The sequence below is a fragment of the Pseudomonas sp. BN102 genome (assembly GCF_029871245.1).
In the GTDB taxonomy this organism is placed as follows: domain Bacteria; phylum Pseudomonadota; class Gammaproteobacteria; order Pseudomonadales; family Pseudomonadaceae; genus Metapseudomonas.
The window spans coordinates 1-24,721 of record NZ_SSON01000048.1 but is presented as its reverse complement, the minus strand read 5'-3'; the positions used below and the strand labels follow the sequence as shown (position 1 = coordinate 24,721).

Here is a 24,721-nt window from a genome sequence, read left to right as displayed (position 1 = left end):
AAAATCAATTAAAGCATAAAAAAATGCCATTATTGGTTTTGTCGGGAAATCCGCCGAACGGCCGCGCTACTGCTTCTTGTGCAGCCAGCTGAGGAAGCCGCCTTTCTTGATCGTCTGAGGTTTCTGCAGCAGCAGCGAACGGCTGGCCTGTTCGCGGAAGCTGCGCAGCCGGGTGAGGGCGGCGCGGACTTCCACGCGCTCGTCCAGGCAGGTTCGGATGGCCTCTTTCTCGATGCGGTAGAGCACGCAGGAGGTGAGGGCGGTGAACTGCGCCTGGGACGGCGCATCGTTGGCGATGCCATCTTCGCCGAGGATCTCCCCCGGCCCCATGCGGCCGGCCTCGAGCATGCCGGCGCCGTCCGGCACCGCCGCCGAGACCACGCCGGTGCCGATTACCAGCAGGCCGTCTGACACCTCACCGAAGCCGAGCACCACCTGCCCGGCGGAAAAGGCCAGGGGCGACATCAGCTGGCTGAGGTTGTCCTTCTCCTCGTGGCTGAGTGCGCGGAAGACTTTCACCTCCTCCAGCAGCAAGCGCGGGCGCGACCAGGGTTGGGGCGCGGCGTCGCTGCTGAAGGCGATGCCGGCGGCTTCCAGGTGGCGATGCGCCAGGTCGTACATCAGGTTGCGGATCTCGGTCTTGTTCTCGCCGGTGCGGATGAAGCCGCTGGCCTCGTATTCCATGGATTCCAGGTCCGAGCCCTTGATCGCCACCTTGGGTTTCGGCGAGGGGAGCAGGGCGCTGATGCCTTGCACCGTCTTCTCCAGGGCATCCAGCACCCGGCGCGGGCGTACCTGGGTGGCGACCTTGAGGCTGATGGACACGCCCGTCACGTCGTAGGGACGGCTGAAGTTGTGCACCTTGGTCTTGGCCGCCACCGAGTTGGGGATCACCACCGTGCTGCCCTGGCTGGTGAGCAGGTGGGTGGCGCGCCAGTCGATCTCCACCACCTTGCCTTCGGTGCCGTCGATGGAGATCCAGTCATCCAGTTGGTAGGGCTTGGTGGTGTTCAGGACGATGCCGGAAAACACGTCGCTGAGGGTGCTCTGCAGCGCCAGGCCGATGACGATGGCCATGATCCCGGAGGTGGCCAGCAGGCCCTTCACCGGCAGCTGCATCACATAGGCCGCCGCAGCGACCACCGCCACCAGGAAGATCACCGCACCCAGCAGGTCCTGCAGCAGCCGGCCGGCATGGCCGATGCGCGGCATCAGCAGGCCGAGCACCACCGTAAGGGTGCGCGCGCAGAACAGCCACCAGACGATTTCCAGCACGGTGGCCACCAGGTTGAGGGTGCTGTCCGGCCAGGGTGGGGGCTGCAGCGGGCTCATCCCGGCGTCGATGATCACCGCGCTGTAGAGAAGGAACAGGCCCAGGCGGCCGCACACCCGCCAGGTCCGGTATTCGGCGGGAATTAAGCGCCAGGCGAGCAGATCGAGCAGCAACAGGACGACGCCGAACACCAAGGGGTGGTTCTGGATGAATACGAGCATGAATTCCCTTCCGCGAGATGGCCTGCATCACGTTAGCAGAGCGCCGCACCCAGGCGGTATGGTCCGGTTGGCCGAAGGGTTGCGTCATTTCCCCGGAAACGGAGTCAGAGCAGTTGGCGCACCTCGAACGTGCCGGAGAGGGTCAGATGGCCAAGTTCGCTCCAAGAATCGCGCTGGCGCTCGGCGCCTTCAGTCTTCATGCCGCAGTTCTGGCCTGTCCGCCGGGGCAGTACGAGGTCTGCGTGACCGCCTGCATCTGCCTGCCCGATGCCAAGGAGGTGATAGGGCCGTTGCCCGGCGAGGTCAGCCAGGTGGCGGCCGACGCCCTGCAGCAGTGGCTGGTGCAATCCCGCGCGGCCGCGGCCGCTGCGGGAACCGAGGCGATTCCGCCCGAGGTCAGGCGCCAGTTGCTGCCTTATTACGATGCCGCGCTGCTGGACGCGGTGCGTTACCGGATCGGCGACAGCAGCGAGCTCAGTGCCGCCAGCGCCATGCTGCAGAACCCGGATATCAAGGCCGTGACCCTGATCGACATCATCGTCTTCCGCTTCCCCGAGGGCGCCACGGAGGATCTGGCGCTCTGGGCCCATGAGCTCCGGCATGTGCAGCAGTACCGGGAGTGGGGCGTGGAGGAGTTTGCGGCGCGCTACACCCGCGATCCGGATAGCGTGGAAGGACCGGCCTACGAGATGCAGTTCAGGGTGGCGAAGGAGTTGCGGGAGAAGGGGACGTGATGGCGAAGCTCGTCGGATGGTCGGGAGGGCAGCCCTGCGGTCTGCTCAGCGATTGAAATCGCCCCCACAGGAAGAACGGCTCCTTTTGCATTTCCCAAAAAGAAAGAAGGCGCCACAAGTGGCGCCTTCTGCCTGTCGAGGGGATGCATACATCGTGATTGCCTGCCTCTGGTTGCCTCGGGATCAGCTGATGCGGTTGGCGCCAGTGCGGTCGGCACCACCTTCAGCGACATCGAAGCCCTTGGTGCGGTCGGAGCCACCTTCAGCGACATCGAAGCCCTTGGTGCGGTCGGAACCACCTTCAGCTACACGCAGGGACTCGGAACGTTCGGCACCGCTTTCAGCGATACGGTCGGCGCCAGTGCGATCGGCACCGCCTTCGGCTACGCGGTGGATGCTGGTGTGATCGGAGCCACCCTCCGCGACGGACAGGGCAAAGGCAGAAGCGGACAGGCTGGCGATGAACAGGCTGGCAAGGATTTGCTTTTTCATTTTGGGCACCTCGGTGAAGGGGGTTGGAATTCGTCTACGGGGCCCATGTTACTGATGTAATTTCGATCAAGAAGTGATGCTGCGTGATGATTGCTATCGACGTCAGTGATACTTGGGTATGTTCTTTTAAAAACAATAAGTTAGAAAGCAATTAAGAGCACTTTTACGCAAAATGGAAAGACTTTTCCTTTGAATTGTCATAATCGATTTATTCGATTTATCTGGACGATAAGCTCAGTCTATCGCTTGCTGCAGGGCGGAAATTTCCCCTGAAGCGAGGTCTGGCGATTCGCTGAAATCCGCGTAATAGAGCCGTTTCTTCACTGTTCGCGTTTCGCAAACACTGTTGTCGCCCGACCTGGAATTGTTGGCCGGAGGCCCTGCTCGTAACTTTCCCTTCACCCACTACAACAACAAACGGTGAATGAGATGAGCAATGCCGCATTCCGTACTGTCTTCGGCTCGCTCGACGACCATCGCAAGGGGTCGATCGAGATCATCCAGGGCGAAGCCCGCCACTACGCCTTCTCCAACATCTTCGAGGTCGCCGCAAAGTCCGCCCCCTATGAAAAGGTGGTGGTCGGTCTGAACCTCGGCTACGTCATCGAGACCCTGCGCGCCGAAGGCCAGTCGCCTTGGTACAGCTGTGCCCATGACGAGTTCGTCATCTCGGTGGACGGCGAAGTGCGGGTGGACTTCCTCAAGCTCGACCAGCCCCTGACCGAAGGCGAGGGCACCCAACTGGCCGGCGAGCAGCCCAAGGGCCGGCCCATGGGCTACGTGTTGCTCAAGCGCGGCCACCAGGCGCTGCTGCCGGTCGGCTGCGCCTACCGCTTCGAGAGCGCACGCCCCGGCGTCCTGCTGCTGCAGACCATCAAGGGACCGCTGTCGGTGGAGAAGTGGGCAGACATCTGCCTGAAGTGACAGCCCCGACCGACAACCAGAACAAAAGGACATCCACCATGGCCATGCTCGAAACCCTCGATACCTCCGCCAGCTTCGCCGCCGATGAAGTCGAAGCCAGCCTGCCCGATACCGTTACCGGCTACCGCACCTTCAAGCTGGGCGCCTTCACCCTTTCCCGCGACGAATACTTTGTGCGTATCCAGTGGCCGGCCAAGGGCCAGGAGCGTTCGCACCTGATTCCCGCCGACGCCTTCCTGCGCGCCACCATGCGCGATGTGGCCTGGGGCTTCTTCTACGGCTGGGTGAACTTCGACGAAGTGATCGGCACCCGCAACCACTACGGCAAGGTCGACCTCTATGCCGGCAGCTTCAACGGCGTACTGAAAGCCGCCGGGGTCGACTACACCGAGCAGTTCGAGACGCCGAAGATCATGGCCACCTTCAAGGCCATCCTGCGCGACTGGACCAACGCCGGCTTCGACCCCTTCGCCGCGCCGGAGGAGACCGGCAGCGCCTTCGGCCGCAAGAATGGCGACAATATCGAGGCCATCGAGCGTTTCCGCGTCGCCACCCGGCGCATGCCCGGCCTGCCGGACGACTCGCCGCTGCGCAACGACCTGCCGGTGAACCGCCAGTTCGCCGACGTGCCCCAGGACGAACCGGAAATCCATTCCGCCGAAGGCTTCGAAGGTGAGTTGCACGCCTTCAACCTCTACAAGTACCTGTCGCGCTCCGATGTGACCTGGAACCCCTCGGTCAGTTCGGTGTGCAAGGCCAGCCTGTTCTGCCCGACCACCGAAGAATTCATCCTTCCGGTGTTCCACGGCAACGACCGCGTGGAGTGGTTCCTGCAGCTGTCCGACGAAATCATCTGGGATGTGGCGGACAAGGACGACGGCGCTCCCCGCGCGCGCATCACCATGCGTGCCGGCGATATCTGCGCCATGCCCGCGGACATTCGCCACCAGGGTTACTCCACCAAGCGCTCCATGCTGCTGGTCTGGGAGAACGCCACGCCGAACCTGCCCCAGCGCTACGAGAGCGGCGAGCTCCCGCCGTACCCGGTCGAGTTCTGAGGTCGCCACGCCCCTCTCCCTAGCCCTCTCCCCGGAGGGGAGAGGGGACTAATCCATCTCACACAGACGTCGCGGTTCGCTGCGGCGCCCGGAGAGCTTTTCAATGCAGAACCAACTCTTCATCGACGGCCGCTTCGTTCCGGCCCTGAAGGGCGGGACCATCGACGTCCTGTCGCCCCACGATGGCTCGCTGATCACCCGGATCGCCGCCGCCGAAGCCGAGGACGTGGACCTGGCGGTGGCTGCCGCCAAGCGTGCCTTCCCGGCCTGGGCCGCGCTGTCCGGCGCTGAACGCGGGCGCCTGCTGCTCAAGCTGGCAGACAAGATCGAGGAGCACCTCGAGGAGCTGGCGCAGCTGGAATCCCTGGATACCGGCCATCCGATCCGCGACTCGCGAAGCCTCGACGTGCCACGCACCGCCGCCTGCTTCCGCTATTTCGGCGGCATGGCCGACAAGATCGAGGGCGCGGTGATCCCGGTGGAATCCGGCTTCCTCAACTATGTGCAACGCAAGCCCATAGGCGTGGTCGGGCAGATTGTGCCGTGGAACTTCCCGCTGATGTTCACCAGCTGGAAGATGGGCCCGGCCCTGGCCGCCGGCAACACGGTGGTGATCAAACCGTCGGAGATCACCCCGCTGTCCACCCTGCGCATCGCCGAGCTGATGAAGGAAGTGGGCTTCCCCGATGGCGTGGTCAATGTGGTGCCGGGCTATGGCCACAGCGCCGGGCAGCGCCTGGCCGAGCATGAGGACGTGGGCAAGATCGCTTTCACCGGTTCCACCGCTACGGGCCGGCGCATCGTCGAGGCCTCCCAGGGCAACCTCAAGCGCGTGCAGCTGGAGCTGGGCGGGAAGGGCGCCAATATCGTCTTCGAGGATGCCAACCTGGACGCGGCCGTCAACGGCGCCGCCTGGGCCATATTCCACAACCAGGGCCAGGCCTGCATCGCCGGCTCGCGGTTGATCCTCCACGAACGCATCGCCGACGAGTTCCTCGAACGCTTCATCGGCCTGGCCCGTTCCATCCGCCTGGGCAGCCCGCTGGACCCGGACACCGAAATGGGCCCGCTGACTTCCGCCCAGCACCGCGACCGCGTGCTGTCCTACGTCGAGATCGCCCGCGAGCAGGGCGGCCGCGTCCTCAGTGGCGGCAAGGTGCCCGCGGACCCAGCCCTGGCTGACGGTTACTACATCGAGCCGACGGTGGTCGAAGCCCAGCCGCATCACCGCGTGGCCCAGGAAGAGGTGTTCGGCCCCTTCGTCACGGTGCTGCGCTTCTCCAGCGACGAGGAAGCCCTGGCGATCGCCAACGGCACCCAGTACGGCCTGGGCAGCGGCCTCTGGACCCGCGACCTGCAGCGCGCCCACCGCATGGCGGCGAACATCCATGCCGGCATGTGCTGGATCAACTGCTACAAGCGCGTCAGCCCCGGCAGCCCCTTCGGCGGTGTCGGCCAGTCGGGCTATGGCCGCGAGATGGGCTTCGAGGCCATCCACGACTACACCGAGGCCCGCTCCGTGTGGGTCAACGTGGACGCCAAGATCCCGCCCCACTTCAAGCGCTGAGGTAACCATGAATCCCTTCATCTATCAGGGCCTGGCCTCCCGCGTGGTGTTCGGCTGGGGCAAGCTGGAATCCTTGGCCGAAGAGCTGGACAAGCTCGGTGCGCGGCGTGCGCTGATCCTCACCACCCCCGAGCAGCGCCACCTGGGCGAGCGGGTGGCGGTCATCCTCGGCGAGCGCTCTGCCGGGGTCTACCCGCAGGCGGTGATGCATGTGCCGGTGGAGGTGGCCCGCGCCGCCCGCGCCGAGGCCGCACGGCTGGATGCCGATTGCTGCGTGGCCATTGGCGGCGGCTCCACCATCGGCCTGGGCAAGGCCATCGCCCTGGAGTCCGGGTTGCCGATCCTGGCGGTGCCGACCACCTACGCCGGTTCCGAGATGACGCCCATCTACGGCGTGACCGAGAACCGCCTGAAGAAGACCGGCCGCGACTTCCGCGTATTGCCGAAGACCGTGGTCTACGACCCGCAACTGACCCTGACGTTGCCGGCAGCCATCTCCGCCTGCTCGGGCATGAACGCCATGGCCCACGCCGTGGAGGCGCTCTATGCCCAGGACGCCAACCCGATCATCGGCCTGATGGCGGAGGAATCCATCCGCGCCCTGGCCGAAGCCCTGCCCAGCGTGGTGGCCAACCCGGAGGACGCCCAGGCCCGTAGCCGTGCCCTCTATGGCGCCTGGCTCGCCGGCATCTGCCTGGGCTCGGTGGGGATGGCCATCCACCACAAGCTCTGCCACACCCTCGGCGGCACCTTCAACCTGCCCCACGCCCAGGCCCACGCCGTGGTGCTGCCCCATGCCGCCCACTACAACCGCGAGGCCGCTGCCGAACCGTTGCGCCGCGCCGCCCGCGCCCTGGGTGGACGGGATGCGGAGGAGGTGGGGCCGCTGATCTTCGCCCTCAACCGGAAACTGGGTATCCCGGCGTCCCTGGCCGAACTCGGCCTGCCCGAGGAAGGCCCGGCGGAAACGGCGGTGATCGCCTGCTCCAGCCCTTACTACAACCCGCGCCCCTTCGAGCAGGGCGCCATCGAAACCATGCTGGTCCGCGCCTGGAAAGGCCTCCCACCGGCATGACGCCTTCTCGTAGGGTGCGCTGTGCGCACCGATGCCTCCGTGCAGGATTTCCCGTGCGCACGGCGCACCCTACGGTCGATCCGAACCGAGACCCACGGGAATAAGCGATGAACGATATCCCGGCCAATGAAGCCAAGATCTCCGCCGAGGCCGTAGCGGCCTTCGGCAACACGCCCAATCCGCGCCTGCGCCAGGTGGTGCAGAGCCTGGTGCGCCACCTGCATGCCTTCGCCAGCGAGGTGGAGCTGAGCGAGGACGAGTGGCTGGAAGGCATTCGTTTCCTCACCGACACCGGCCAGAAATGCGATGGTGCCGTGCGCCAGGAATTCATCCTGCTGTCGGATGTGATCGGCCTGTCCACGCTGGTGGACGCCATCAATCACCGTGCCAGCGAGAGCGCCACCGAAACCACGGTGTTCGGGCCCTTCTACATCGCCGGTATGCCCAAGCGCGGCCATGGCGAGAACATGGCCTCTACGACGGGCCAGCCCGCGCTGGTGCTCGGCCGGGTCCTGGACGCTGCCGGCGAGCCCATCGCCGGCGCCATCCTGGATGTCTGGCAGACCGCCGAGAATGGCATGTACTCGGGGCAGGACCCGGACCAGCCGCTGACCAACCTGCGCGGCCGCTACCGGACCGACGAAGAAGGGCGTTTTGCCATTCGCACCATCATTCCGGTGAGCTACCCAATCCCCACCGATGGGCCGGTGGGCCGCCTGCTGCAGGCCAGCGACCGGCATCCCTGGAGACCGGCGCACCTGCACTTCATGGTCAAGGCCGACGGGTATCGCAGCCTGGTCACCCACCTGTTCAACCATGACGACCCCTACTTGGAATCGGACGTGGTGTTCGGGGTCAAGGACTCCCTCAAAGTGGTCTACCAGCCCTGCCGGCAGGACCATCCCCTGGCGGCGCGCTATGACATCGCCGGGCCTTTCAGCCTGGCCAGCTACGACTTCGTGCTGGAGCGCGAACCGGGATGAGCCAGTACTTCGCGATCTTCGCCACCGACAAGCCGGACCAGCTGGCGCTGCGCAACCAGGTGCGCCCGGCCCATCGCGAACACTTGCGCGATCCCTATCCGCACCGGGTGGTGGTGCGCCTCGGCGGGCCCACCCTGGACAGCGGCGATGGCCGCATGAACGGCACCCTGCTGGTGGTCGAGGCCTCGAGCCTGGGCGAGGTGCAGGCCTTTCTCGGCGACGACCCCTACGTACGTGCCGGGCTGTTCGAGCACATCGAGATCCGCCCCTGGAACTGGGGCCTGGGCAACCCGGAGCTGCGCGGATGAACGACCTCTGCGCACTGGATGCCATCAGCGACGGCGGCGCCCTGGCCCTGGACGCCGAGCTGGACGGCCGCCCCCAGCCCCTGGTGCTGGTACGCCGGGGCCGGGAGGTCTGGGGCTACCGCAATCGCTGCCCGCATTTCTCCGTGGGCCTGGACTACCACCCCGGCGAGTTCTCCACTTACCGCAGCCAGGTGCTGATGTGCGCCCATCACAGCGCGCTGTTCCGTTTCGAGGATGGCCAGTGCATCGAAGGCCCCTGCGAGGGCAGCCGGCTGGATGCCGTGGCGGTACGGGTGGTGGAGGGGAGGGTGCATCTCCTGTAGGGGCGAATTCATTCGGCCCTACAGGAGATGCACCCTGCATCGGGGACGCATTAACAAATGCCAATGCCCAAACCCGCTAAACCTGTGATAACGGCCCATCGCAATTCACAGGCGGCACGCCATGAACCTGTTCGAAGACATGCGGGTGTTCGTAGTCGTCGTTGAGACCGGTGGCTTCTCGGCGGCGGCGCAGCGGCTGAACATCGCCAAGTCGGTGGTCAGCCGGCGCATGAGCGCCCTGGAGCGGCACCTGGAGTGCCGGCTGTTCAATCGCACCACGCGGCGGCTCAGCCTGACCGAAACCGGTCTGGACTATTTCGAGCGCACCCAGCGCATCCTCCGCGACCTGGCCGAGGCCGAAGAGGCCACCCGCAGCCTGCAGAGCGAGCTGCGTGGGCGGCTACGGTTGGCGGCGCCCATGTCCTTTGGCCTCAAGTACCTGTCGCCGGCCCTCAACGAGTTCATGCGGGCATATCCCGGGCTGGAGGTGGAACTGGATCTCAACGACCGCTATGTCGACCTGGTCAACGAGGGCTATGACATCACCCTGCGCATCGGCCGTTTGAGCGATTCGACCCTGGTCGCCCGTGAACTGGGGCCTTGTCCCCACGCCGTCTGCGCCAGCCCCGGCTACCTCGCCGCCCATGGCCGGCCCGAGGCGCCCGACGACCTGCGCGAACACACCTGTCTGGGCTACAAGAACCGCGCCAACAGCAGTCAGTGGCAGTTCCTCATGGGCCGCGAATGGCGCTCGGTGGCGATACGTCCGCGGCTGATGGCGAACAATGGCGAGGTGCTGGTGCAGGCTGCGGTGGATGGCCTGGGGCTGGTGTCGCTGCCCCGCTTCCTGCTGGCGGAGAGTCTGGCCAACGGCCAGCTGGTGGAGGTCCTGCAGGACTACCCGCTGCCCAGCTCGCAGATATACGCCGTGTGCCCGCCGGGGCGGCGTCTGCCGGCCAAGGTCCGCGCCTTCATCGATTTCCTGGTGGATCGATTCGCTCAACAGCCTGCAGCGGGTTAGGCTAATGGCACTTTTCAGTAGACGGATGCCGCAATGTCCACCGAGATCCATGCCCAGTTCGCCGAAGCCCCCCTCAATGCCATCGAGGCCCGACTCCTCGGCAGCCTGATCGAGAAGCAGGCCACGACCCCGGAATCCTACCCGCTGACCCTCAACGCCCTGGTGCTGGCCTGCAACCAGAAGACCAGCCGCGAGCCGGTGATGAACGTCACCCCCGGCCAGGCCGGCCAGAGCCTGCGTGGCCTCGAGGCGCGCGGCCTGGTGAGGCTGGTGATGGGCAGCCGTGCCGACCGTTGGGAGCAGCGCAGCGACAAGGCCCTGGAACTGGTGCAGCCGCAGCTGATCCTGATCGGCCTGCTGCTCCTGCGCGGCCCGCAGACCCTCGGCGAACTGCTCACCCGCAGCAACCGCATGGCCAATTTCGACGACACCGAGCACGTCCGCCACCAGCTGGAGCGCCTGATCGGTCGGGGCCTGGTGGTACTGCTGCCGCGCCAGGGTGGGCAGCGCGAAGACCGCTACATGCACCTGATCGGCGAGCCGGCCGACCTGGAGGCCCTGCTGGAGGCCCGCGCCAGCCAGCCTGAACGTGGCGAATCCCGTGCTGCCACTGATGCCCGCATCGAAGAACTGGAAGCCCGGGTCGCCGACCTGGAGGCCCGTCTGGCCAGGCTGGAAGATCGGGGCGAATGAGCCACGCCCGGGGTGCGCCGGCTGTCCGTCCGTGTCGCCCCGACGATTTCCCCGCGCAATGCGACCTGCGATCCTGTCGCAACCGTGAAACACTGCCCTGAGGTATCCATGAAGATCAGCTCGGACTTCGACAGCGGCAATATCGAAGTGATTGATGCCAGCAACCCGCAACAGGTGCTGCTGGCCATGCGCCCGGACCTGAAGAGCCACCACTTCCAGTGGTTCCACTTCAAGGTCGAGGGCCTCACCCCTGGCCAGCGCCACGCCTTCAGCCTGACCAATGCCGGGCAGTCCGCCTACAGCCATGCCTGGACTGGCTACAACGCCGCCGCCTCCTACGACCAGGTCAACTGGTTCCGCGTACCCAGCAGCTTCGACGACAAGGGCCTGCACTTCGCCTTGGAGCCGACCCACGAGCAGATCTGGTTCGCCTACTTCGAGCCTTATAGCCGCGCCCGCCACGAGTGGCTGCTCAGCGAGGCGCTGGACAAGGCCGACGCCGAGGTGCTGGCCATCGGCAAGAGCATCGAGGGACGCGAGATCCCGCTACTGCGCGTCAGCCGCAACCCCGACGCCCAGCGCAAGGTGTGGATCATTGCCCAGCAGCACCCCGGCGAGCACATGGCCGAGTGGTACATGGAAGGCGTGATCGAGCGCCTGTCGCGCCGTGACGACGCCGAGATGGACGCGCTGCTGGCCAAGGCCGACCTCTACCTGGTGCCGAACATGAACCCGGACGGCGCCTTCCGCGGCCACCTACGCACCAACGCCGCCGGCAAGGACCTCAACCGCGCCTGGCAGTCGGCCGACGACAGCGAGACGCCCGAGGTGTTCTTCGTCCAGCAGCAGATGCGCAAGGTCGGTGTGGACCTGTTCCTCGACATCCATGGCGACGAGGAAATCCCCCACGTGTTCACCGCCGGCTGCGAAGGCAACCCCGGCTACACGCCGCGCCTGGAAGCCCTGGAAAGCGAGTTCCGCCAGCGCCTGGTGGACATCGGCGCGGAGTTCCAGACCGCCTTCGGCTACCCCCGCGACGAACGGGGCAAGGCCAATACCACCCTGGCCTGCAATGCCGTGGGCATGGCCTTCGACTGCCTGTCCTTCACCATCGAGATGCCGTTCAAGGATCACGACGACAACCCGCACCCGCGCACGGCCTGGAACGGCGAACGCTCCAAGCGGCTGGGCAAGGATGTGCTGTCGGTGATCGCGGCGATGGTGGACAAGTTGCGCTGAACGCCAGACGACCAGCCCCAAGGGGGCTGGTTTCTCACTCACGCGGCAGGATCAGACAAGTAGGGTGCGCTGCGCGCACCGGAACATCCGCGCGGTGTTCCGGTGCGCACGGCGCACCCTACGCACAGGCGCTGGAGCTCAAACCCCGACTTCGTTCTGCAGGTTGGCCTGGGTGATGTTGCTGCCTTCCGGCACGCTGCGGGTCAGCCAGACGTTACCGCCGATGGTGGAGCCCTTGCCGATGGTGATGCGGCCGAGAATGGTCGCGCCGGCGTAGATCACCACTTCATCTTCCACTATCGGGTGGCGCGGCTGGCCCTTCTGCAGGTTGCCTTCCTCGTCCGCCGGAAAGCGCTTGGCGCCCAGGGTGACGGCCTGGTAGATGCGCACCCGCTCGCCGATGATCGCGGTTTCGCCGATCACCACGCCCGTGCCGTGGTCGATGAAGAAGCTCTTGCCGATCTGCGCGCCGGGGTGAATGTCGATGCCGGTGGCGGAGTGGGCGATCTCGGCGATCATCCGCGCCAGCAGCGGCAGGCCGGCCTGGTAGAAGTAGTGGGCGAGACGGTGGTGGATCACCGCGTGCACGCCCGGATAGCAGATCAGTACCTCGTCCACGCTGCGCGCCGCCGGGTCGCCCTGGAAGGCGGCCAGCACGTCGGTGTCCAGCAGCACCCGCAACTTCGGCAGGGTGGCGGCGAAGCCTTTGACAATCTCGATGGCCTGGCAGGCGATGTCATCGCCGCTGGCGCCATTGTGCCGCGCGGCGTAGCTCAGCTCGCGGCGGACCTCGCCGGCCAGGGCGTTGAGCGCCACGTCCAGGGTGTGGCCGACGTAGAAGTCCTCGCTTTCCTCGCGCAGGTCGGCTGGGCCCAGGCGCATGGGGAAGAGGGCGCCGGAAAGGGCTTCGATGATATGCCCGACCGTGATGCGCGACGGCAGTTCGCGGCCGCCGCGGTCCTGCAGCCGGCCATGCTGGCTGCGCCACTGGGCGCGGGCGTCGCGCAGCTCGCTGACGATCTGGTCGAGCTGCCAGTTGACCGGTTTGCAGCCGGTGGCGACGTAGGGAAGTCTGTTCATGGGGGTACCTGTAAGGCGCGGTCCGGATCGCTATAGCCTGCGGAGAATCACCCTCTTTCTGCAAGAGGGGATTCGCCGGAAATGCGTGCCGCTCAGTCCGCCGGTACCAGGGGTTGAGTCGGTTGCCGTGGCGCAGCGGTCACCGTGCAGCCGACGGAGGCGAGAATGATGCAGAGAATCGCCAGCCACTGGAGCGCCGACAGGTGCTCGCCGAGGAAAATCAGCCCGGAGAGTGCGCCGAAGGCAGGTTCGATGCTCATCAGGGTGCCGAAGGTCTGCGCCGGCAGGCGGGTCAGGGCGACCATCTCCAGGGTGTAGGGAATGGCGGTTGAGAGCAGGGCGACGGCCAGGGCCACGGGCAGCAGTGCCGGGTCGAGCAGCGCGCTGCCGGCGTGGATCACGCCTATGGGGGCGATGAAGATGGCCGCTACCAGTACGCCCAGGGCCGCGCCCTGCATGCCGTGGTCGCTACCGGCGCGCTGCCCGTAGAGGATATAGAGCGCCCAGCAGATGCCCGCGCCCAGGGCATAGGCGATGCCGGTCAGGTCCAGGTGGCCTTCAGTCTTGCCCAGGGGCAGGAGCAGCCAGAGTCCCACCACCGCCAGGCCGATCCAGAGGAAGTCGATGGCCCGCCGCGAGGCGAACAGCGCCACCGCCAGCGGCCCGGTGAACTCCAGGGCGACGGCGATGCCCAGCGGGATGCTGCGCAAGGACATGTAGAACAGCAGGTTCATGCCACCCAGGGCGAGGCCGTACATGATCAGCGGACGCAGGGAGGCCATGCTCAGGCGCGTGCGCCACGGGCGCAGCACCAGGGTCAGGATGATGGCGGCGAACATCAGGCGCAGGGCGGTCGTGCCCTGGGCGCCGACCACCGGGAACAGGCTCTTGGCCAGCGAAGCGCCGCTCTGGATGGAGGCCATGGCCACCATCAGGACGGCAATGGGCAGAAGGGTCGAAGCAAGGCGACTCGACAGCGAAGGCATGGAGACTGTTCCGGCAGGCAAGTAAAGGGTGGCGCGTTGGCGTGCTAATGTGCAACATAATGCGCAAAAAACAGGGTGTGAGCAATATGTTGCCCAAATCGGATGAACGCCCCAATGTCCTCGAGCACGTCTCCGAGAATGTCCGTCGCCTGCGCCGCGCGGCGGGCCTCAGCCAGGAAGCCCTGGCCAGTGCCGCGGGCGTCAGCCGGCGCATGCTGGTGGGGATCGAGGGCGGCGACGTGAATGTCAGCCTGGCCACCCTCGACCGTATCGCCGCGGCCCTCGGCGTGCTCTTTCCCGACCTGGTGCAGCGGCCGGACCGTCCCGACCGCTCGCGGATCGATGCCGTGGCCTGGGTGGGTAGCAAGCCGGGAAGCCGCGCGACCCTTCTGGCGAGTTCCGCCGCGCGCCACGAAGTGGAGCTCTGGTCCTGGTCACTGGAGCCGGGCGAACGCTATACCGCCGAACCGGATGTCGAGGGCTGGCGGGAGATGATCTACGTGATCGAGGGTAGCCTCAGCGTCCGTCGCGGCGAGCAGGTGCAGCAGGTCGACGCGGGGGATTTCCTGGTATTCGGCAGCGACCAGCCCTACACCTACGCCAACGAAGGTGACGCCCTGGTGCGCTTTGTCCGCAATGTGCTGACCTAGACCCGCTTCGCGGCCCGGTCTTGTGTAGGGTGGGCCACGCTTCACCGGCCCACCATCGCGGTCAGGCATGGCGCCCATGGTGGATAGGAAAAGCGCTATCCACCCTACAAGAGAACGGCGACTCCGGTGTCGGTGGAGCCGTTATTCCTGCTCTTCCTCATCCTCGGCATCGCCACCGAAGGCATCCAGGCAGCGCAAGGCATGCTCGCCTTCTGCTCCGGCCAGCTTCCAGCAACCGCTTTCGGCATCGAAGCGCGCCGCCTGCACGGCGGCCTGACTGAAGCGCCATTCACGGCGGTTGCGGCCATCCATGCATTCCACCCGCAGCAGCTGGGCCTCGGGCTGGCCCGGCTGGCCGGCTTCCAGGGCGTCCACCAGGGCTTCGTCCAGGTCGAATTCCCAGGCGTGCAGGTCGTCGATTTCCAGCATGTCGGCAGCCAGCAGGGCGGCCAGCAGGGTCTCGTGGTTCATGGGCACGGTCATCCATCAGTCATTGAAAGGCGCGGGATGATAAGCCAGGGCGCCGGTCATTGCTCGGCTGAGCTTTCCAGGTACTGCAGGTTTTCGTCGCGCACGCGGCGACCTTCCTCGTCATAGAGGAAGGGCAGGAACATGTAGCGACGCCCCGCAGTGACCGCCGTGGCCTCGTGCAACAGCGAGCAGGAGAACACCACGGCGCCGCCCTGCGGCGCGCTGTAGAGGCTTTGGCCGAACTCCGGGAAGCGCAGGTAGCCACCTTCGTATTCGCCGCTGTTGAGGAACAGGGACACGGCGAAGCGGCGATGGGCGGTGCCCTTGGTGGTGTTGTCGCGATGCGGGCGGAAGTGGCCGCCTTCCTTGGCGTCGTAGCAGGCCACCAGGTAGCGCTCCATGCGTGTGGCATGGAACTGGAAGGCCTTGAGTATTTCCGGTAGCAGGCGCGTGGTGATGCGATGTAGGCAGGCCTGGCTCAGTTTTTCGTCGTTCAGGGCGCAGTCGCGGCGGCGCTTGTGGTCGTGCTTGACGACCTCCACCGTCTTGCCGTCGCGCTCGATCATGTAGCCCGATTCGAAGCCGCCATGGTGGTCGTAGTAGTCGATCAGTTGCTGGCAGAGGGCCGCTTCGAAGATGCGCGGGATCACCAGCACTGGCGCCTGGGCCTGGGCGGGCGCTGAGGGTGGAAAGCTGTCCTGGGCATCGAGCAGGGCGAGGACGGCGTCGACATGGCCTTCGCCGCCGGGGAGTACCGGCAGCACGGCGATCACCCGCAGGCGCGGGTCGAGCAGGTAGGTCATCTGGCGGATGGCGCCGCTTTCCTGCTGCACGCCATAGAGGTTGCAGACGGCGCGGTCGAAATCCCAGAAGAAGCGGATGCCCGGCCGCAGGTCGCGGACGCGCTGGCGCTCGCGGTCCTGGGGGTCGACGCTGACGCCGAAGAAGCTGGCGCGGTTGTCGTCGAAGCGCTCGCGGCGGGCCAGCAGGTCGGTGAGTACCCGCGCCGCGGTCGGGTCCGCCGCCGAGCCGAGGAAGCTCAGGACGATGTAGCGTCCGGCGACGGTGTCGAAGGTGAAGCGCTCGCGGCTGGGGGTGCTGCTGGTGAACCAGGGCACCGCTTCGCCCGGGGCCACGGGTGAGTTGCGCTGGGTCATGATTGCCTCCTTTGGCCTGAACTCAAGCTAGACCAAATGCCGCTGGCGTGCCTCGCCCGCTTCCCGTTGCGTCTTCGCTGGGCCCACCCGGTGCTTTACTCATTCACGCCGCGGCACAAGGGCGGCGCCCGCGCCGACCTGCAACAGGTGGTCAAGCGCCTGGGACGGCACAACTCGGCGCTGGTGAAGTGGGCACCGTGTACGGCATGAACTTCAGGTCCATGCCGGAACTGGACTGGGCCTTCGGCTACCGGGTGGCGCTGGGGCTGATGGTGATCTCGGCGATCCTGCCCTATGCCTGGTTCAAGTGGAAAGGCTGGTTCTGAGTCAGGGCTTGCGCTCGCCGAGCAGGGTATCGGCTTCGGCGATGTGAGCCTTGCGCGATTTGCGCTCGAACAGGCAGAGCTCGCGTCCGCGCTGGCCCTTCATGTGCTTCTGCGGGTAGCGGCCCTCCAGCAGCAGGGCCGTGAGCCCGAGCCGGTCATCGAAGAGCACGGGCTGGCCGGCAGGGCGCACGTCCTCGAGCCCGCTGACGGCCTTGCAGGCGGTCAGCAGCCGGGCGTCGTGCTCGTGCCAGGCCTGGTCGCTGGAGGCGCTGGCCTGGGCGGCGAAGAGGGTGGCGGCGAGCAGCAGGTGGCGGGTATCCAATGGGGTTTCCTCGAATGCCGTCTGGCGATCTGCCATGGACAACCGCGACGACCGCTCGGTTTCCTGACGTTGCGTAGGTTGGGCCGGGCGGCGTTCCGGGAGCGTAGCGAAGCCCAACGCCTGATGTTGGGCTTCGCAGGTTCAACAGGAGCCGTCAGTAGTCGTTCTTGCAGCCAGTTCCCCAGACCAGGTACTCGATGGTCTTCGTCTGCATCTGGCTGTCTTCGTAGGTCATGCGCGCCGGGCCGATGCCGCAGAAGGTGGTGAGGTCGGTCATCTGTATCACGCGGGCGATGTCCAGGTGGACGCCGTATTCGTACTGGATGACCGGTTGTGTCGCCTGGTCGGTGCTGGCGGCCAGGGCGGCGCTGGTGGTGAGACTCAAGCTCAAGGCGACGACAAGGGTTCTCATGGCGGATTCTCCTGCTGGAGAGGGGATTTGCGGGTAGTCCCGCGCCTACTGACCGTCAGGCATCGAATGGATGCCACTGCCGGTGGTCATGCTCGAGAGCACGCCATCCCTGCGGATGAGCGCGTGGTAGAGGGCCGCCGCCAGGTGCGCCAGGATGCTGATGAATAGCAGGTACGCCAGTACAGTGTGGGCCAGGCGTAGCAGGGCATGGAGCCGTGCGTCTGGTGGGACGATGGGCGGCAGTACCAGGGATTCATGGAGCACCACCGGATAGCCGCCGGCGGACTGCATGCCCCAGCCCACCAGCGGCATGGCCAGCATCAGGGCGTAGAGCAGCAGATGGGAGAGGTGGGCGGCGCGGCGCTGCCAGCCGGGCATGTCGCGGGGCAGTGGTGGCGTGGGGCTGGCGAGGCGCACCGCCAGGCGGACCAGCACCAGAACCAGCAAGGCCAGCCCCAACGGCTTGTGCAGCGCCACCAGCTCGCTGTGGCGCGGCGACAAGTCGGCCACCATGCTCACGCCGATGAAGAGCATGGCCAGTAGCAGGACCGCCATCAGCCAGTGGATGGCCCGCAGCAGCGGGCTGAAATGGGTCGGCGCATTCATGGCTGGGCTCCTTGCTCGGCTTGGGGGGCACCTTCGCGGGTACGGCGGTTGTAAGAGACGGCATAGGCGGCTGAGCGCGCACTGAGGAGCGGGTCGTCGGAGGCCTGGATGCCGTCCGGCAGGATCAGCGGGTCGTAGTTGATATCACGGCAGGCGCCCTGTTCCTGGGACTCCGCCCGTTCCACCACCAGGGTGCCGGCGTCCACTTGGCGGCGGTCCGCCGGCCATTGGCGGGTGGCATCGCCGGTCGGGTCGCCGGGTTCGGCCAGGGTCAGCACCAGGCGCCAGCGCAGGGGGCCATGGGCGAGGCGCTGCTGCAGGTCATGGGCGAGAAAGTCCGGGTCCTTGCCGGCATCGCCCAGGGGGTCGAACGGCGTCTCCGGCTGTACCGACCAGCGCACGAAGCGGCTGTTGCCGGCGGCGTCCAGCAGGCGGAAGGCGTTGATCCCGTGGTAGGGGACATTGGCGAAGCTGTTGCTCGGCTTGCTGGCCTTGGCCCACTCACGGAAGGCGGCCGATTCCGGGTGGGCGGCGAAGAAGGCCTGCAGCTTCGCCGGGTCGGGCTTGCCGGTGGCGGGATCGGGTCGCGAGGCCAGCACTTGCTCGTAGAAGGCTTCCGGGGTGGCCACCGGCAGCACCGGTGGGCTGTTCATTCCGGTGCGCCATTGCTCGCCGCCGGGCAACTGGAACAACAGCGCCATGCTGCGGACGGGCACGCCGGCATCCGCTGCGTGGGGGTTGCTGCCACCTATGGCGAAGCGGCCGATCACCGGGACCTGGCCGGGGGCGAAGACGCTGGCGCGGGATAGGCTGGCCGCCTTGCCGTTGCTGTCGAAATGGCCGCTGATGCAGATGCCTTTCGCGTGGTTCTTGCGGTACCCGGGAAATTTTCCGGCGTTGGTTTCGAAGGCGTCGATGATGTGCTGTGGGGTCAGGCGTTCGCCGCCGATCCAGCCGCCGGCGTAGGCGAAGGCTGCAGCCAGGCCGCCGACGGCGACTCCGATCACCGCCAGCCGTGCCGCCAGGTCGATTCCCTTGGGCGTTGCGTTGCTCATGCGATACTCCCGGGCGTTGTGCCCTGTCCATGAGCCGGTGAGACGCAGTCCCCGGGGTTTTATTCCAGGCCGGGAATAAAGTCCCGTTGCGCACGTCTTCCTGTCGCACCTGAGCGAGAGTGACGCAAGACCTGACCATGAACATGATTGATGACGCGGAACTGCGGGAGTTGTTACAGCGGCTGCGGCGTTTCGCCTTGTGGCTGACGCGCAATGCGAGCAGTGCGGACGACCTGGTCCAGGCGACCCTGGAGCGGGCGCTTTCCCGATGGGGTAGCAAGGGCGAGGGCAACCTGCGCGCCTGGCTGTTCGCCATCCTCTACCGGCAGTTCCTCGACGGGCAACGCCGGGCGCGCCGCCATGCGCGGTTATTGGAGTTCTTCGGCGGCCGCAGCGAGGAGGCGCCGTCCACCGAGGAGCTGGTGGTCAATCAGGCCACCCTCGCGGCCTTCGCCCGCCTGCCGGCGGAGCAGCGGGCGCTGCTCTTGCTGGTGAGCGTGGAAGGGCTCAGCTACAAGGAGGCCGCCCAGGCCCTGGAGATTCCCATCGGTACCGTGATGTCCAGGCTGTCCCGCGCGCGCAAGGCGCTGCGCGAACTGGCCGAGGGCGAAATGACCAACCCTCAGCTGCGGGTACTCAAATGAACGCATTCCATCCCAGCGAAGACGATCTGCACGCCTACCTCGACGGCCAGCTCGACGCCGAGCAGATGCAGGCGGTGGAGGCTTACCTGGCGGCCAATCCCGAGGTCGCCGCACGGGTGGAGGGCTGGCGGCGAGACGCCCAGCAGTTGCGTGCCGCCCTGGCCAACCTGAAACTGCCGGCGCCCAACCCGCGCCTCGATCCGGCGTTCATCCGCGCCTCCATGCGCGCTCGCAAGCAGCGACGCCTGGCCCTGGCGGCGTCCTTCGTGCTGGCCCTGGGCGCGGGCGGCCTGGGTGGCTGGCAGGCACGGGAGATGAGCCTGCTGGCGGCCAACCCACCGATGCAGGATGCCCTGCAGGCCCACCGGCTGTTCGCCCTGAACCCGGTGGTGGATATCCGCGCCCGCCGGCCCGGCGAGTTGCAGGCCTGGCTGGACCAGCGCTTCAGCCATGCGGCGCGGATTCCCGATCTCGGCCCCTACGGATTCACCCCGGTGGGCGGGCGCTGGCTGGTCACTGAGCAGGGCGCAGCGGCATTGCTGCTGTTCGAGGACGACCAGGGCCAGCGCGTCAGCCTCTACCTGCGGGCGCCCGGCTCACTCTACCCGCGCATGCGCAGCGGCCAGCGCCGCGATGGCGAGCTGGAGGCCAGGTACTGGTCGAGGGATGGCTACAACTACGCCCTGGTCAGCCGCGAAGGGGATCCGCGCAGCGAGGCGCTGGGGAGGGCGCTGGCGTTCTAGCGGGCACCTGATTCCGCCCCATCCCTGTAGGGGCGAATTCATTCGCCAAGGGCAACTCTGTTGCCCCAAATGCCCCTCTCCCAACCCGGAAGAGGGGCCACTTCACAGTGGGAACCGGCAGAAACCGGCCAGTTCGCGTCAATTGACCAATCGGTGCGGTGCGCTTCGCTCACCAGCTCCCTTCACCAATTTCCCGGCTAAGCGCGAAGAACCTTAGAAAGGCACTCTGCGGGCGGCTCTTCGGGGCCATCTCAACCTAACAATTACCGATTGAAATCCGCAAATCGGTCCTTGGCGTCGAGCAGGGGGTATGCCCAGACATGCACCCAGTCGGTCTTCTTGACCGGGAGATGGCAGGCGATGCATTCGGCTTTGTAGTTGGTGGTGGTCGGCTTGGTCCGGTTGGCGGCATCGAAGAGGGCCCAGCCCCAGCCGTCGCCCCACAAGCCGCTGTCCTTGAAGCGGCCCTGGGTGTCCTTGATCATCACGAACCAGCCGGCGTCCTCCTTCCAGGACGAGGAGTGGCCGGTGGTCATGTCCAGGGCGCGGGCCTTCTGCAGTTCCTTGACCAGGATGGCCCCGTCCGGAAATGCCTTGGTGCGGCGGTATTGCTCAATGGAATCCGGGTCTATGTACACCTGGTGAAACTCTGCCTGGCCTCCGGCCTGGTCGCCCCCGGCCACGCTAAAGGTGCCGAGGAAGATGAATTTGGTTCGGTAGTCCTCGGGTACCGTGATGGTGCCGTCCGGCTTGACGTACTTCTTATAGGTCTCGGAATAGGAAGGCGATTCGGCTTGGGAACCGGCTGCGAGGGCGGTCAGCCCGGTTGCAACGGCGAGAGCGATCAGATGGCGATTCATGATCGTCTCTCGCTCCTGCCGAACGCCCTGTGTGCGGCTGCGCAATAGCCGCAGCCAGAAGAGCCAGGCGATTCGGCAGTGTTTTCAACAATCGTTCGAACGCACGTCATTGTCACTCTCCTTCGTTTTGTGGTCGATGGGAATGAAAGGCGTAAGACAGCCGCTTAGGCTTGTCGGCAAGTCTAGGCCAAAGCCTCAAGGCGCAATGCCGCTAGCATTAAATAGACACCAAATGGTGCGGCGCTTTGACTGCCAGGCAGGTCATTGTGACAGTCGGGTGAACCGCTGAAGGGGTTATACACCATGGACGGAAAGCCCCTTCTGCTCGATAAATTTTGGCATCAGGCCGATGCATAGCTACGCATTTACCATCGCTCCGTCCATCGGCAGCGGTGGCGGCAACGCGTGCTCGGACAAAGTGCTGGGGAGTCGCTTCAAGGTTGCCAGGCCCCTGGGCAGGCTGATGCCGAAGTGTGCACTTAAACAAAGGAGACAAAAATGAACGAAGAGCAGCGCAGAACGGATGAAGCCCAAATCCGCCAGCGAATAGAAGGTTGGACAAAGGCACTACGCGCCAAGGATGTCGATGGGCTCATGTCCCATTACGCGGAGGACATCGTGGTGTTCGACGTCCCGCCCCCGCTGCGGTATGACGGGGCCGCCGCGTATCGAAAGAACTGGGCGGACTGGTTCGCCTCGTTCCGAGGCCCGGTTGTTGGCTACGAGATTCGCGACCTGAGCATCACTGCGGGCGCTGACGTGGCCTTCTGCCGCAGTCTCAATCGAATCACTGGAGCGAGAACAAGCGGAGAAAACACCGATGTCTGGGTGCGCGCGACCGTCTGCTTCCGCAAGATCGACGGCACGTGGCTGGTCACCCATGAGCATCTCTCGGTGCCGATCAACATGCAGACCTACCAAGCGGTGCTCGACCTGAAACCATAGCGTGTCACGGCAAACCGACACTGTGAATGCATCGCTCCGATCAACCAAGCTGCGAGCATCAAGGCAGCACAGAAACGCCTACCAACGGCATGCAGCGGACGGCGCTGCACGCCGCCGCTGATGTCGAGCGTTAGGCCCCAGGCTGGAGAACGTCGTGCTTCCACTTGCCCAGTTCATCGCCATCTTTGCAACCTCGATCTTTGCGGGCGCTGCGGTCTACATCAATCTTGTGGAGCATCCCGCGCGGATGGGTTGTTCGATAGAACTTGCCGCGACACAGTGGGCTCCGAGCTACAAGCGGGCAACCCTGATGCAGGCGCCACTTGCCGTCATTGGCTTTCTAGCTGGTTCATCAGCGTGGTGGCTTGGGGCCGGCCTACTTTGGCTGATTGCAGCATTTCTCATTCTGGCGGTTGTCCCGTTCACGCTTGTCGTGATCGAGCCCAGAACAAATAAGCCGCTACTCGTTCCCGGCCGCGATCTTGGCGCTGCAGAGACCCGGGAGCTTCTGGTCAAATGGGGGCGGCTCCATGCTGTACGTAGCGTTCTTGGCCTTATAGCGTCTGCTATCTTCATTTGGCAGGCGGTTGGGGCCTGACAATTCATTCAAGCCGAACCCGCTTCGCGGGTCGGCTTAATTCACGCTAACGTCCGCTTTGGGTGGATTCTGTTGAAAAACTCCCTTTGCGATTCCGTGAAGGTGGAGCGGAGAGACCCCGACTTTTTCAACAGAATCAGCCGTTCAGAGTAGGACAATCAAATCTCTCCTTCTCCCATTCACGAGCGGGCTGATTTCCGGAGCTCCATAGCGGGGTGCATTTGTTCCTGCCCGATCGTCTTCAATGCCAGGGTACTTGGGCCGTAGCTGCCTCTTGCGTGGCGAGGTGCTCCTGCAGATATTCTGAGACCTGCTTGTCGACTCACGTTTTTCAACTCGCAAGCTCGCTCGCCATCTGTGCCGTAATGGTGAGCTTGGCGCCAGGTGCAGTGTGGTCATTGGGCTTCATCGGCCCGAACAATCTCTTCGAGTTCCGTTGCCAAGGACGCAGTGCTTCTGAAATGGGTGTCTGGTCCTGGAGGAAGTAGGCGAGGCAAAGGACGGCTGAGCGGATTGCAATGGAGTCAGACTGACGCCAGGGCGAGTTCGGCAAACACGCCGATTAGGATGAAGCTGAAATTACGCAAGGTGTTACGCATTGATCGTTCTCCTGGTGAGTGATGGTGCCGGTGAAGCGAATCTGTTCTTCCTGTGGGGGCGAATTCATTCGCGAAGGGCGACGCAGCTGCCCCCTGGTTGCTCCCAGGGCAGGCCTGCGGCCTGCTTAGCGACTGAAGTCGCCCCCACAAGGAAGAGCGAACAGCCGATTAATGCTTGAACATCACATGACGCACGGCGGTGTAGTCCTCCAGGCCGTACATGGACATGTCCTTGCCGTAGCCGGAGTGCTTGACCCCGCCATGGGGCATTTCGCTGACCAACATGAAATGAGTGTTGACCCAGGTGCAGCCGTACTGCAGGCGCGCGGACAGGCGGTGGGCGCGACCGACATCGGCGGTCCACAGCGAGGAGGCCAGGCCGTAGTCGGAGTCGTTGGCCCAGGCCAGTACCTGCTCCTCGTCGTCGAAGGCGGTGACCGAGACCACCGGGCCGAACACCTCGCGGCGGACGATCTCGTCGTCCTGGCGGGCGCCAGCCAGCACCGTGGGCTGGAAGAAGAAGCCGGGGCCGGCGACGCGCGCACCGCCGGTGACCACCTGGATGTGCGGCACGGCGCTGGCGCGCTGGACGAAGCCTTCGACGCGCGCGAGGTGCTGCTCGGTGATCAGCGGGCCGAGTTCGGTGGCCGGGTCGTCCTGCAGGCCGGTCTGGATGCTGCCCACGGCCTCGCCGAGCTTGGCCACAAACTTGTCGTAGATGCCCTGCTGCGCGTAGATGCGGCAGGCGGCGGTGCAGTCTTGCCCAGCGTTGTAGAAACCGAAGGTGCGGATGCCTTCCACGGCGGCGTCGATGTCGGCATCGTCGAAGATGATCACCGGGGCCTTGCCGCCCAGTTCCATGTGCATGCGTTTCACGCTGTCGGCGGTGCCGGCGATGATCCGCGAGCCGGTGGCGACCGAGCCGGTGAGGGAGACCATGCGCACTTTCGGGTGGGTGGTCAGCGGTTCGCCGACGCTCGGGCCGCGGCCGAAGACCAGGTTCACCACGCCGGCGGGGAAGAGCTCGTTGATGAATTCGGCGAGCTTGAGGGCGGTCAGTGGAGTCTGCTCGGAGGGTTTCAGCACCACGGTGTTGCCGGCGGCCAGGGCCGGGCCGAGTTTCCAGGCGGCCATCATCAGCGGGTAGTTCCACGGCGCGATGGAGGCGACCACGCCGATCGGATCGCGGCGGATCATCGAGGTGTGGCCGGGCAGGTATTCACCAGCGGCGGAACCGCTCATGCAGCGGCTGGCGCCGGCGAAGAAGCGGAACACATCGGCGATGGCCGGCAGCTCGTCGTTCAGCGCGGCGGTGTAGGGCTTGCCGCAGTTCTGCGATTCCAGGCGGGCGAGTTC

29 protein-coding genes and 1 pseudogene are annotated in these 24,721 nt (G+C 65.5%); 18 read left to right on the top strand and 12 right to left on the bottom strand.

All coding sequences use genetic code 11. The features are described from left to right. Positions 1–66: 66 nt before the first annotated feature. The gene (locus E8F12_RS09175; RefSeq protein WP_280324930.1) at positions 67–1,494 is read right to left on the bottom strand and encodes a mechanosensitive ion channel family protein; all 1,428 of its coding nucleotides are present in this window, start codon (positions 1,492–1,494) and stop codon (positions 67–69) included. Between the two features lie 146 nt (positions 1,495–1,640). Here E8F12_RS09175 and E8F12_RS09170 point away from each other — a divergent pair, with 146 nt between their 5' ends. Further along, positions 1,641–2,228 (top strand): DUF4157 domain-containing protein, encoded by a 588-nt coding sequence (locus E8F12_RS09170; RefSeq protein WP_280324929.1) that lies wholly within the window; start codon positions 1,641–1,643, stop codon positions 2,226–2,228. Between the two features lie 183 nt (positions 2,229–2,411). Here E8F12_RS09170 and E8F12_RS09165 read toward each other — a convergent pair whose 3' ends face one another. Beyond that, the gene (locus tag E8F12_RS09165; protein ID WP_280324928.1) at positions 2,412–2,720 is read right to left on the bottom strand and encodes a hypothetical protein; all 309 of its coding nucleotides are present in this window, start codon (positions 2,718–2,720) and stop codon (positions 2,412–2,414) included. Positions 2,721–3,149: 429 nt separating this feature from the next. On the opposite strand from E8F12_RS09165, the gene E8F12_RS09160 reads away from it, so the two are divergent. The 10 genes from E8F12_RS09160 (at position 3,150) to E8F12_RS09115 (ending at position 11,911) form a co-directional block, all read left to right on the top strand. Beyond that, positions 3,150–3,644 carry a hydroxyquinol 1,2-dioxygenase gene (locus E8F12_RS09160; protein WP_280324927.1) on the top strand — a complete coding sequence of 165 codons (495 nt, stop codon included), beginning with the start codon at positions 3,150–3,152 and terminating at the stop codon, positions 3,642–3,644. 38 nt (positions 3,645–3,682) lie between these two features. Then, a complete protein-coding gene (locus tag E8F12_RS09155) occupies positions 3,683–4,702 on the top strand; it encodes a hydroxyquinol 1,2-dioxygenase (protein WP_280324926.1) in 1,020 nt (339 codons plus the stop codon). Between the two features lie 103 nt (positions 4,703–4,805). Next, the gene (locus E8F12_RS09150; protein ID WP_280324925.1) at positions 4,806–6,269 is read left to right on the top strand and encodes an aldehyde dehydrogenase family protein; all 1,464 of its coding nucleotides are present in this window, start codon (positions 4,806–4,808) and stop codon (positions 6,267–6,269) included. Positions 6,270–6,276: 7 nt separating this feature from the next. Continuing rightward, positions 6,277–7,344: a maleylacetate reductase gene (locus E8F12_RS09145; RefSeq protein ID WP_280324924.1), complete on the top strand. Its 1,068-nt coding sequence runs from the start codon at positions 6,277–6,279 to the stop codon at positions 7,342–7,344. Between the two features lie 107 nt (positions 7,345–7,451). Beyond that, positions 7,452–8,327, top strand: coding sequence for an intradiol ring-cleavage dioxygenase (locus E8F12_RS09140; protein ID WP_280324923.1), 876 nt, complete (start codon positions 7,452–7,454; stop codon positions 8,325–8,327). Further along, on the top strand, positions 8,324–8,635 hold the full coding sequence (locus tag E8F12_RS09135; protein WP_280324922.1) for a YciI family protein: 312 nt from the start codon (positions 8,324–8,326) through the stop codon (positions 8,633–8,635). The genes E8F12_RS09140 and E8F12_RS09135 overlap by 4 nt, the downstream gene beginning before the upstream one ends. After that, complete coding sequence (locus tag E8F12_RS09130; protein WP_280324921.1) at positions 8,632–8,958, top strand: Rieske 2Fe-2S domain-containing protein; 327 nt, start codon at positions 8,632–8,634, stop codon at positions 8,956–8,958. Before E8F12_RS09135 ends, E8F12_RS09130 begins: the two co-directional genes overlap by 4 nt. Positions 8,959–9,079: 121 nt before the next feature. Next, positions 9,080–9,979, top strand: a complete 900-nt coding sequence (locus E8F12_RS09125) for a LysR family transcriptional regulator (RefSeq protein WP_280324920.1) — start codon at positions 9,080–9,082, stop codon at positions 9,977–9,979. Between the two features lie 33 nt (positions 9,980–10,012). Beyond that, on the top strand, positions 10,013–10,672 hold the full coding sequence (locus tag E8F12_RS09120) for a DUF480 domain-containing protein (RefSeq protein ID WP_280324919.1): 660 nt from the start codon (positions 10,013–10,015) through the stop codon (positions 10,670–10,672). 108 nt (positions 10,673–10,780) lie between these two features. Next, the gene (locus E8F12_RS09115; protein ID WP_280324918.1) at positions 10,781–11,911 is read left to right on the top strand and encodes a M14-type cytosolic carboxypeptidase; all 1,131 of its coding nucleotides are present in this window, start codon (positions 10,781–10,783) and stop codon (positions 11,909–11,911) included. Between the two features lie 138 nt (positions 11,912–12,049). Here the strand turns inward: E8F12_RS09115 and epsC are convergent, their stop codons facing one another. Both epsC and rhtA read right to left on the bottom strand, forming a co-directional pair. Then, positions 12,050–12,991, bottom strand: a complete 942-nt coding sequence (gene epsC, locus E8F12_RS09110; protein WP_280324917.1) for a serine O-acetyltransferase EpsC — start codon at positions 12,989–12,991, stop codon at positions 12,050–12,052. Positions 12,992–13,083: 92 nt separating this feature from the next. Then, the gene (gene rhtA, locus E8F12_RS09105; protein WP_280324916.1) at positions 13,084–13,977 is read right to left on the bottom strand and encodes a threonine/homoserine exporter RhtA; all 894 of its coding nucleotides are present in this window, start codon (positions 13,975–13,977) and stop codon (positions 13,084–13,086) included. Between the two features lie 59 nt (positions 13,978–14,036). Between rhtA and E8F12_RS09100 the strand changes: the two genes are divergently transcribed. Continuing rightward, positions 14,037–14,627 carry an XRE family transcriptional regulator gene (locus E8F12_RS09100; protein WP_280324915.1) on the top strand — a complete coding sequence of 197 codons (591 nt, stop codon included), beginning with the start codon at positions 14,037–14,039 and terminating at the stop codon, positions 14,625–14,627. Positions 14,628–14,768: 141 nt separating this feature from the next. On the opposite strand, the gene E8F12_RS09095 is transcribed toward E8F12_RS09100, so the two are convergent. Then, positions 14,769–15,098: a DUF5629 family protein gene (locus tag E8F12_RS09095; protein ID WP_280324914.1), complete on the bottom strand. Its 330-nt coding sequence runs from the start codon at positions 15,096–15,098 to the stop codon at positions 14,769–14,771. 56 nt (positions 15,099–15,154) lie between these two features. Then, entirely contained in the window at positions 15,155–16,255 is a 1,101-nt protein-coding gene (locus E8F12_RS09090; protein WP_280324913.1) for a 2OG-Fe(II) oxygenase, read from the bottom strand. A 36-nt stretch (positions 16,256–16,291) separates the two neighbouring features. Between E8F12_RS09090 and E8F12_RS09085 the strand changes: the two genes are divergently transcribed. Next, entirely contained in the window at positions 16,292–16,465 is a 174-nt protein-coding gene (locus E8F12_RS09085; RefSeq protein ID WP_280325027.1) for a hypothetical protein, read from the top strand. Beyond that, positions 16,444–16,581, top strand: a pseudogene (locus tag E8F12_RS09080) (CorA family divalent cation transporter); the annotation flags it as partial. The gene E8F12_RS09085 and the pseudogene E8F12_RS09080, both read left to right, overlap by 22 nt. A 1-nt stretch (position 16,582) precedes the next feature. On the opposite strand, the gene E8F12_RS09075 reads toward E8F12_RS09080, so the two are convergent. From E8F12_RS09075 to E8F12_RS09060, 4 genes are all read right to left on the bottom strand, one after another. Then, the gene (locus tag E8F12_RS09075) at positions 16,583–16,903 is read right to left on the bottom strand and encodes a hypothetical protein (RefSeq protein ID WP_280324912.1); all 321 of its coding nucleotides are present in this window, start codon (positions 16,901–16,903) and stop codon (positions 16,583–16,585) included. 154 nt (positions 16,904–17,057) lie between these two features. Further along, on the bottom strand, positions 17,058–17,315 hold the full coding sequence (locus E8F12_RS09070) for a DUF2790 domain-containing protein (protein ID WP_280324911.1): 258 nt from the start codon (positions 17,313–17,315) through the stop codon (positions 17,058–17,060). A gap of 45 nt (positions 17,316–17,360) precedes the next feature. Then, complete coding sequence (locus E8F12_RS09065; protein ID WP_280324910.1) at positions 17,361–17,921, bottom strand: cytochrome b/b6 domain-containing protein; 561 nt, start codon at positions 17,919–17,921, stop codon at positions 17,361–17,363. Further along, the gene (locus E8F12_RS09060) at positions 17,918–18,976 is read right to left on the bottom strand and encodes a catalase family peroxidase (protein WP_280324909.1); all 1,059 of its coding nucleotides are present in this window, start codon (positions 18,974–18,976) and stop codon (positions 17,918–17,920) included. Before E8F12_RS09060 ends, E8F12_RS09065 begins: the two co-directional genes overlap by 4 nt. Before the next feature lie 137 nt (positions 18,977–19,113). Between E8F12_RS09060 and E8F12_RS09055 the strand changes: the two genes are divergently transcribed. After that, the gene (locus E8F12_RS09055) at positions 19,114–19,620 is read left to right on the top strand and encodes a sigma-70 family RNA polymerase sigma factor (protein ID WP_280324908.1); all 507 of its coding nucleotides are present in this window, start codon (positions 19,114–19,116) and stop codon (positions 19,618–19,620) included. Beyond that, positions 19,617–20,363: an anti-sigma factor gene (locus tag E8F12_RS09050; protein WP_280324907.1), complete on the top strand. Its 747-nt coding sequence runs from the start codon at positions 19,617–19,619 to the stop codon at positions 20,361–20,363. The genes E8F12_RS09055 and E8F12_RS09050 overlap by 4 nt, the downstream gene beginning before the upstream one ends. A gap of 263 nt (positions 20,364–20,626) precedes the next feature. Here the strand turns inward: E8F12_RS09050 and E8F12_RS09045 are convergent, their stop codons facing one another. Next, positions 20,627–21,223 carry a cytochrome P460 family protein gene (locus tag E8F12_RS09045; protein ID WP_280324906.1) on the bottom strand — a complete coding sequence of 199 codons (597 nt, stop codon included), beginning with the start codon at positions 21,221–21,223 and terminating at the stop codon, positions 20,627–20,629. A 498-nt stretch (positions 21,224–21,721) separates the two neighbouring features. Between E8F12_RS09045 and E8F12_RS09040 the strand changes: the two genes are divergently transcribed. Continuing rightward, a complete protein-coding gene (locus E8F12_RS09040) occupies positions 21,722–22,168 on the top strand; it encodes a nuclear transport factor 2 family protein (RefSeq protein ID WP_280324905.1) in 447 nt (148 codons plus the stop codon). Between the two features lie 154 nt (positions 22,169–22,322). After that, positions 22,323–22,766 (top strand): DUF1772 domain-containing protein, encoded by a 444-nt coding sequence (locus tag E8F12_RS09035; protein ID WP_280324904.1) that lies wholly within the window; start codon positions 22,323–22,325, stop codon positions 22,764–22,766. Positions 22,767–23,533: 767 nt separating this feature from the next. Here E8F12_RS09035 and E8F12_RS09030 read toward each other — a convergent pair. Then, positions 23,534–24,721, bottom strand: a 1,188-nt coding sequence (locus E8F12_RS09030; RefSeq protein ID WP_280324903.1) for a gamma-aminobutyraldehyde dehydrogenase, incomplete at its 5' end; no start/stop codon positions are given.

Excerpts from the sequence above, each read along its gene's own strand:
- E8F12_RS09125 (WP_280324920.1), top strand. The coding sequence starts at position 9,080 with ATGAACCTGTTCGAAGACATGCGGGTGTTCGTAGTCGTCGTTGAGACC.
- E8F12_RS09095 (WP_280324914.1), bottom strand. The coding sequence starts at position 15,098 with ATGAACCACGAGACCCTGCTGGCCGCCCTGCTGGCTGCCGACATGCTG.
- E8F12_RS09130 (WP_280324921.1), top strand. The coding sequence starts at position 8,632 with ATGAACGACCTCTGCGCACTGGATGCCATCAGCGACGGCGGCGCCCTG.
- E8F12_RS09045 (WP_280324906.1), bottom strand. The coding sequence starts at position 21,223 with ATGAATCGCCATCTGATCGCTCTCGCCGTTGCAACCGGGCTGACCGCC.
- E8F12_RS09135 (WP_280324922.1), top strand. The coding sequence starts at position 8,324 with ATGAGCCAGTACTTCGCGATCTTCGCCACCGACAAGCCGGACCAGCTG.
- epsC (WP_280324917.1), bottom strand. The coding sequence starts at position 12,991 with ATGAACAGACTTCCCTACGTCGCCACCGGCTGCAAACCGGTCAACTGG.
- E8F12_RS09120 (WP_280324919.1), top strand. The coding sequence starts at position 10,013 with ATGTCCACCGAGATCCATGCCCAGTTCGCCGAAGCCCCCCTCAATGCC.
- E8F12_RS09055 (WP_280324908.1), top strand. The coding sequence starts at position 19,114 with ATGAACATGATTGATGACGCGGAACTGCGGGAGTTGTTACAGCGGCTG.
- E8F12_RS09175 (WP_280324930.1), bottom strand. The coding sequence starts at position 1,494 with ATGCTCGTATTCATCCAGAACCACCCCTTGGTGTTCGGCGTCGTCCTG.
- E8F12_RS09090 (WP_280324913.1), bottom strand. The coding sequence starts at position 16,255 with ATGACCCAGCGCAACTCACCCGTGGCCCCGGGCGAAGCGGTGCCCTGG.
- E8F12_RS09140 (WP_280324923.1), top strand. The coding sequence starts at position 7,452 with ATGAACGATATCCCGGCCAATGAAGCCAAGATCTCCGCCGAGGCCGTA.
- E8F12_RS09155 (WP_280324926.1), top strand. The coding sequence starts at position 3,683 with ATGGCCATGCTCGAAACCCTCGATACCTCCGCCAGCTTCGCCGCCGAT.
- E8F12_RS09160 (WP_280324927.1), top strand. The coding sequence starts at position 3,150 with ATGAGCAATGCCGCATTCCGTACTGTCTTCGGCTCGCTCGACGACCAT.
- E8F12_RS09100 (WP_280324915.1), top strand. The coding sequence starts at position 14,037 with ATGCGCAAAAAACAGGGTGTGAGCAATATGTTGCCCAAATCGGATGAA.
- E8F12_RS09145 (WP_280324924.1), top strand. The coding sequence starts at position 6,277 with ATGAATCCCTTCATCTATCAGGGCCTGGCCTCCCGCGTGGTGTTCGGC.
- E8F12_RS09040 (WP_280324905.1), top strand. The coding sequence starts at position 21,722 with ATGAACGAAGAGCAGCGCAGAACGGATGAAGCCCAAATCCGCCAGCGA.
- E8F12_RS09115 (WP_280324918.1), top strand. The coding sequence starts at position 10,781 with ATGAAGATCAGCTCGGACTTCGACAGCGGCAATATCGAAGTGATTGAT.
- E8F12_RS09170 (WP_280324929.1), top strand. The coding sequence starts at position 1,641 with ATGGCCAAGTTCGCTCCAAGAATCGCGCTGGCGCTCGGCGCCTTCAGT.
- E8F12_RS09085 (WP_280325027.1), top strand. The coding sequence starts at position 16,292 with ATGCCGCTGGCGTGCCTCGCCCGCTTCCCGTTGCGTCTTCGCTGGGCC.
- E8F12_RS09065 (WP_280324910.1), bottom strand. The coding sequence starts at position 17,921 with ATGAATGCGCCGACCCATTTCAGCCCGCTGCTGCGGGCCATCCACTGG.
- rhtA (WP_280324916.1), bottom strand. The coding sequence starts at position 13,977 with ATGCCTTCGCTGTCGAGTCGCCTTGCTTCGACCCTTCTGCCCATTGCC.
- E8F12_RS09150 (WP_280324925.1), top strand. The coding sequence starts at position 4,806 with ATGCAGAACCAACTCTTCATCGACGGCCGCTTCGTTCCGGCCCTGAAG.
- E8F12_RS09165 (WP_280324928.1), bottom strand. The coding sequence starts at position 2,720 with ATGAAAAAGCAAATCCTTGCCAGCCTGTTCATCGCCAGCCTGTCCGCT.
- E8F12_RS09060 (WP_280324909.1), bottom strand. The coding sequence starts at position 18,976 with ATGAGCAACGCAACGCCCAAGGGAATCGACCTGGCGGCACGGCTGGCG.
- E8F12_RS09070 (WP_280324911.1), bottom strand. The coding sequence starts at position 17,315 with ATGAGAACCCTTGTCGTCGCCTTGAGCTTGAGTCTCACCACCAGCGCC.
- E8F12_RS09050 (WP_280324907.1), top strand. The coding sequence starts at position 19,617 with ATGAACGCATTCCATCCCAGCGAAGACGATCTGCACGCCTACCTCGAC.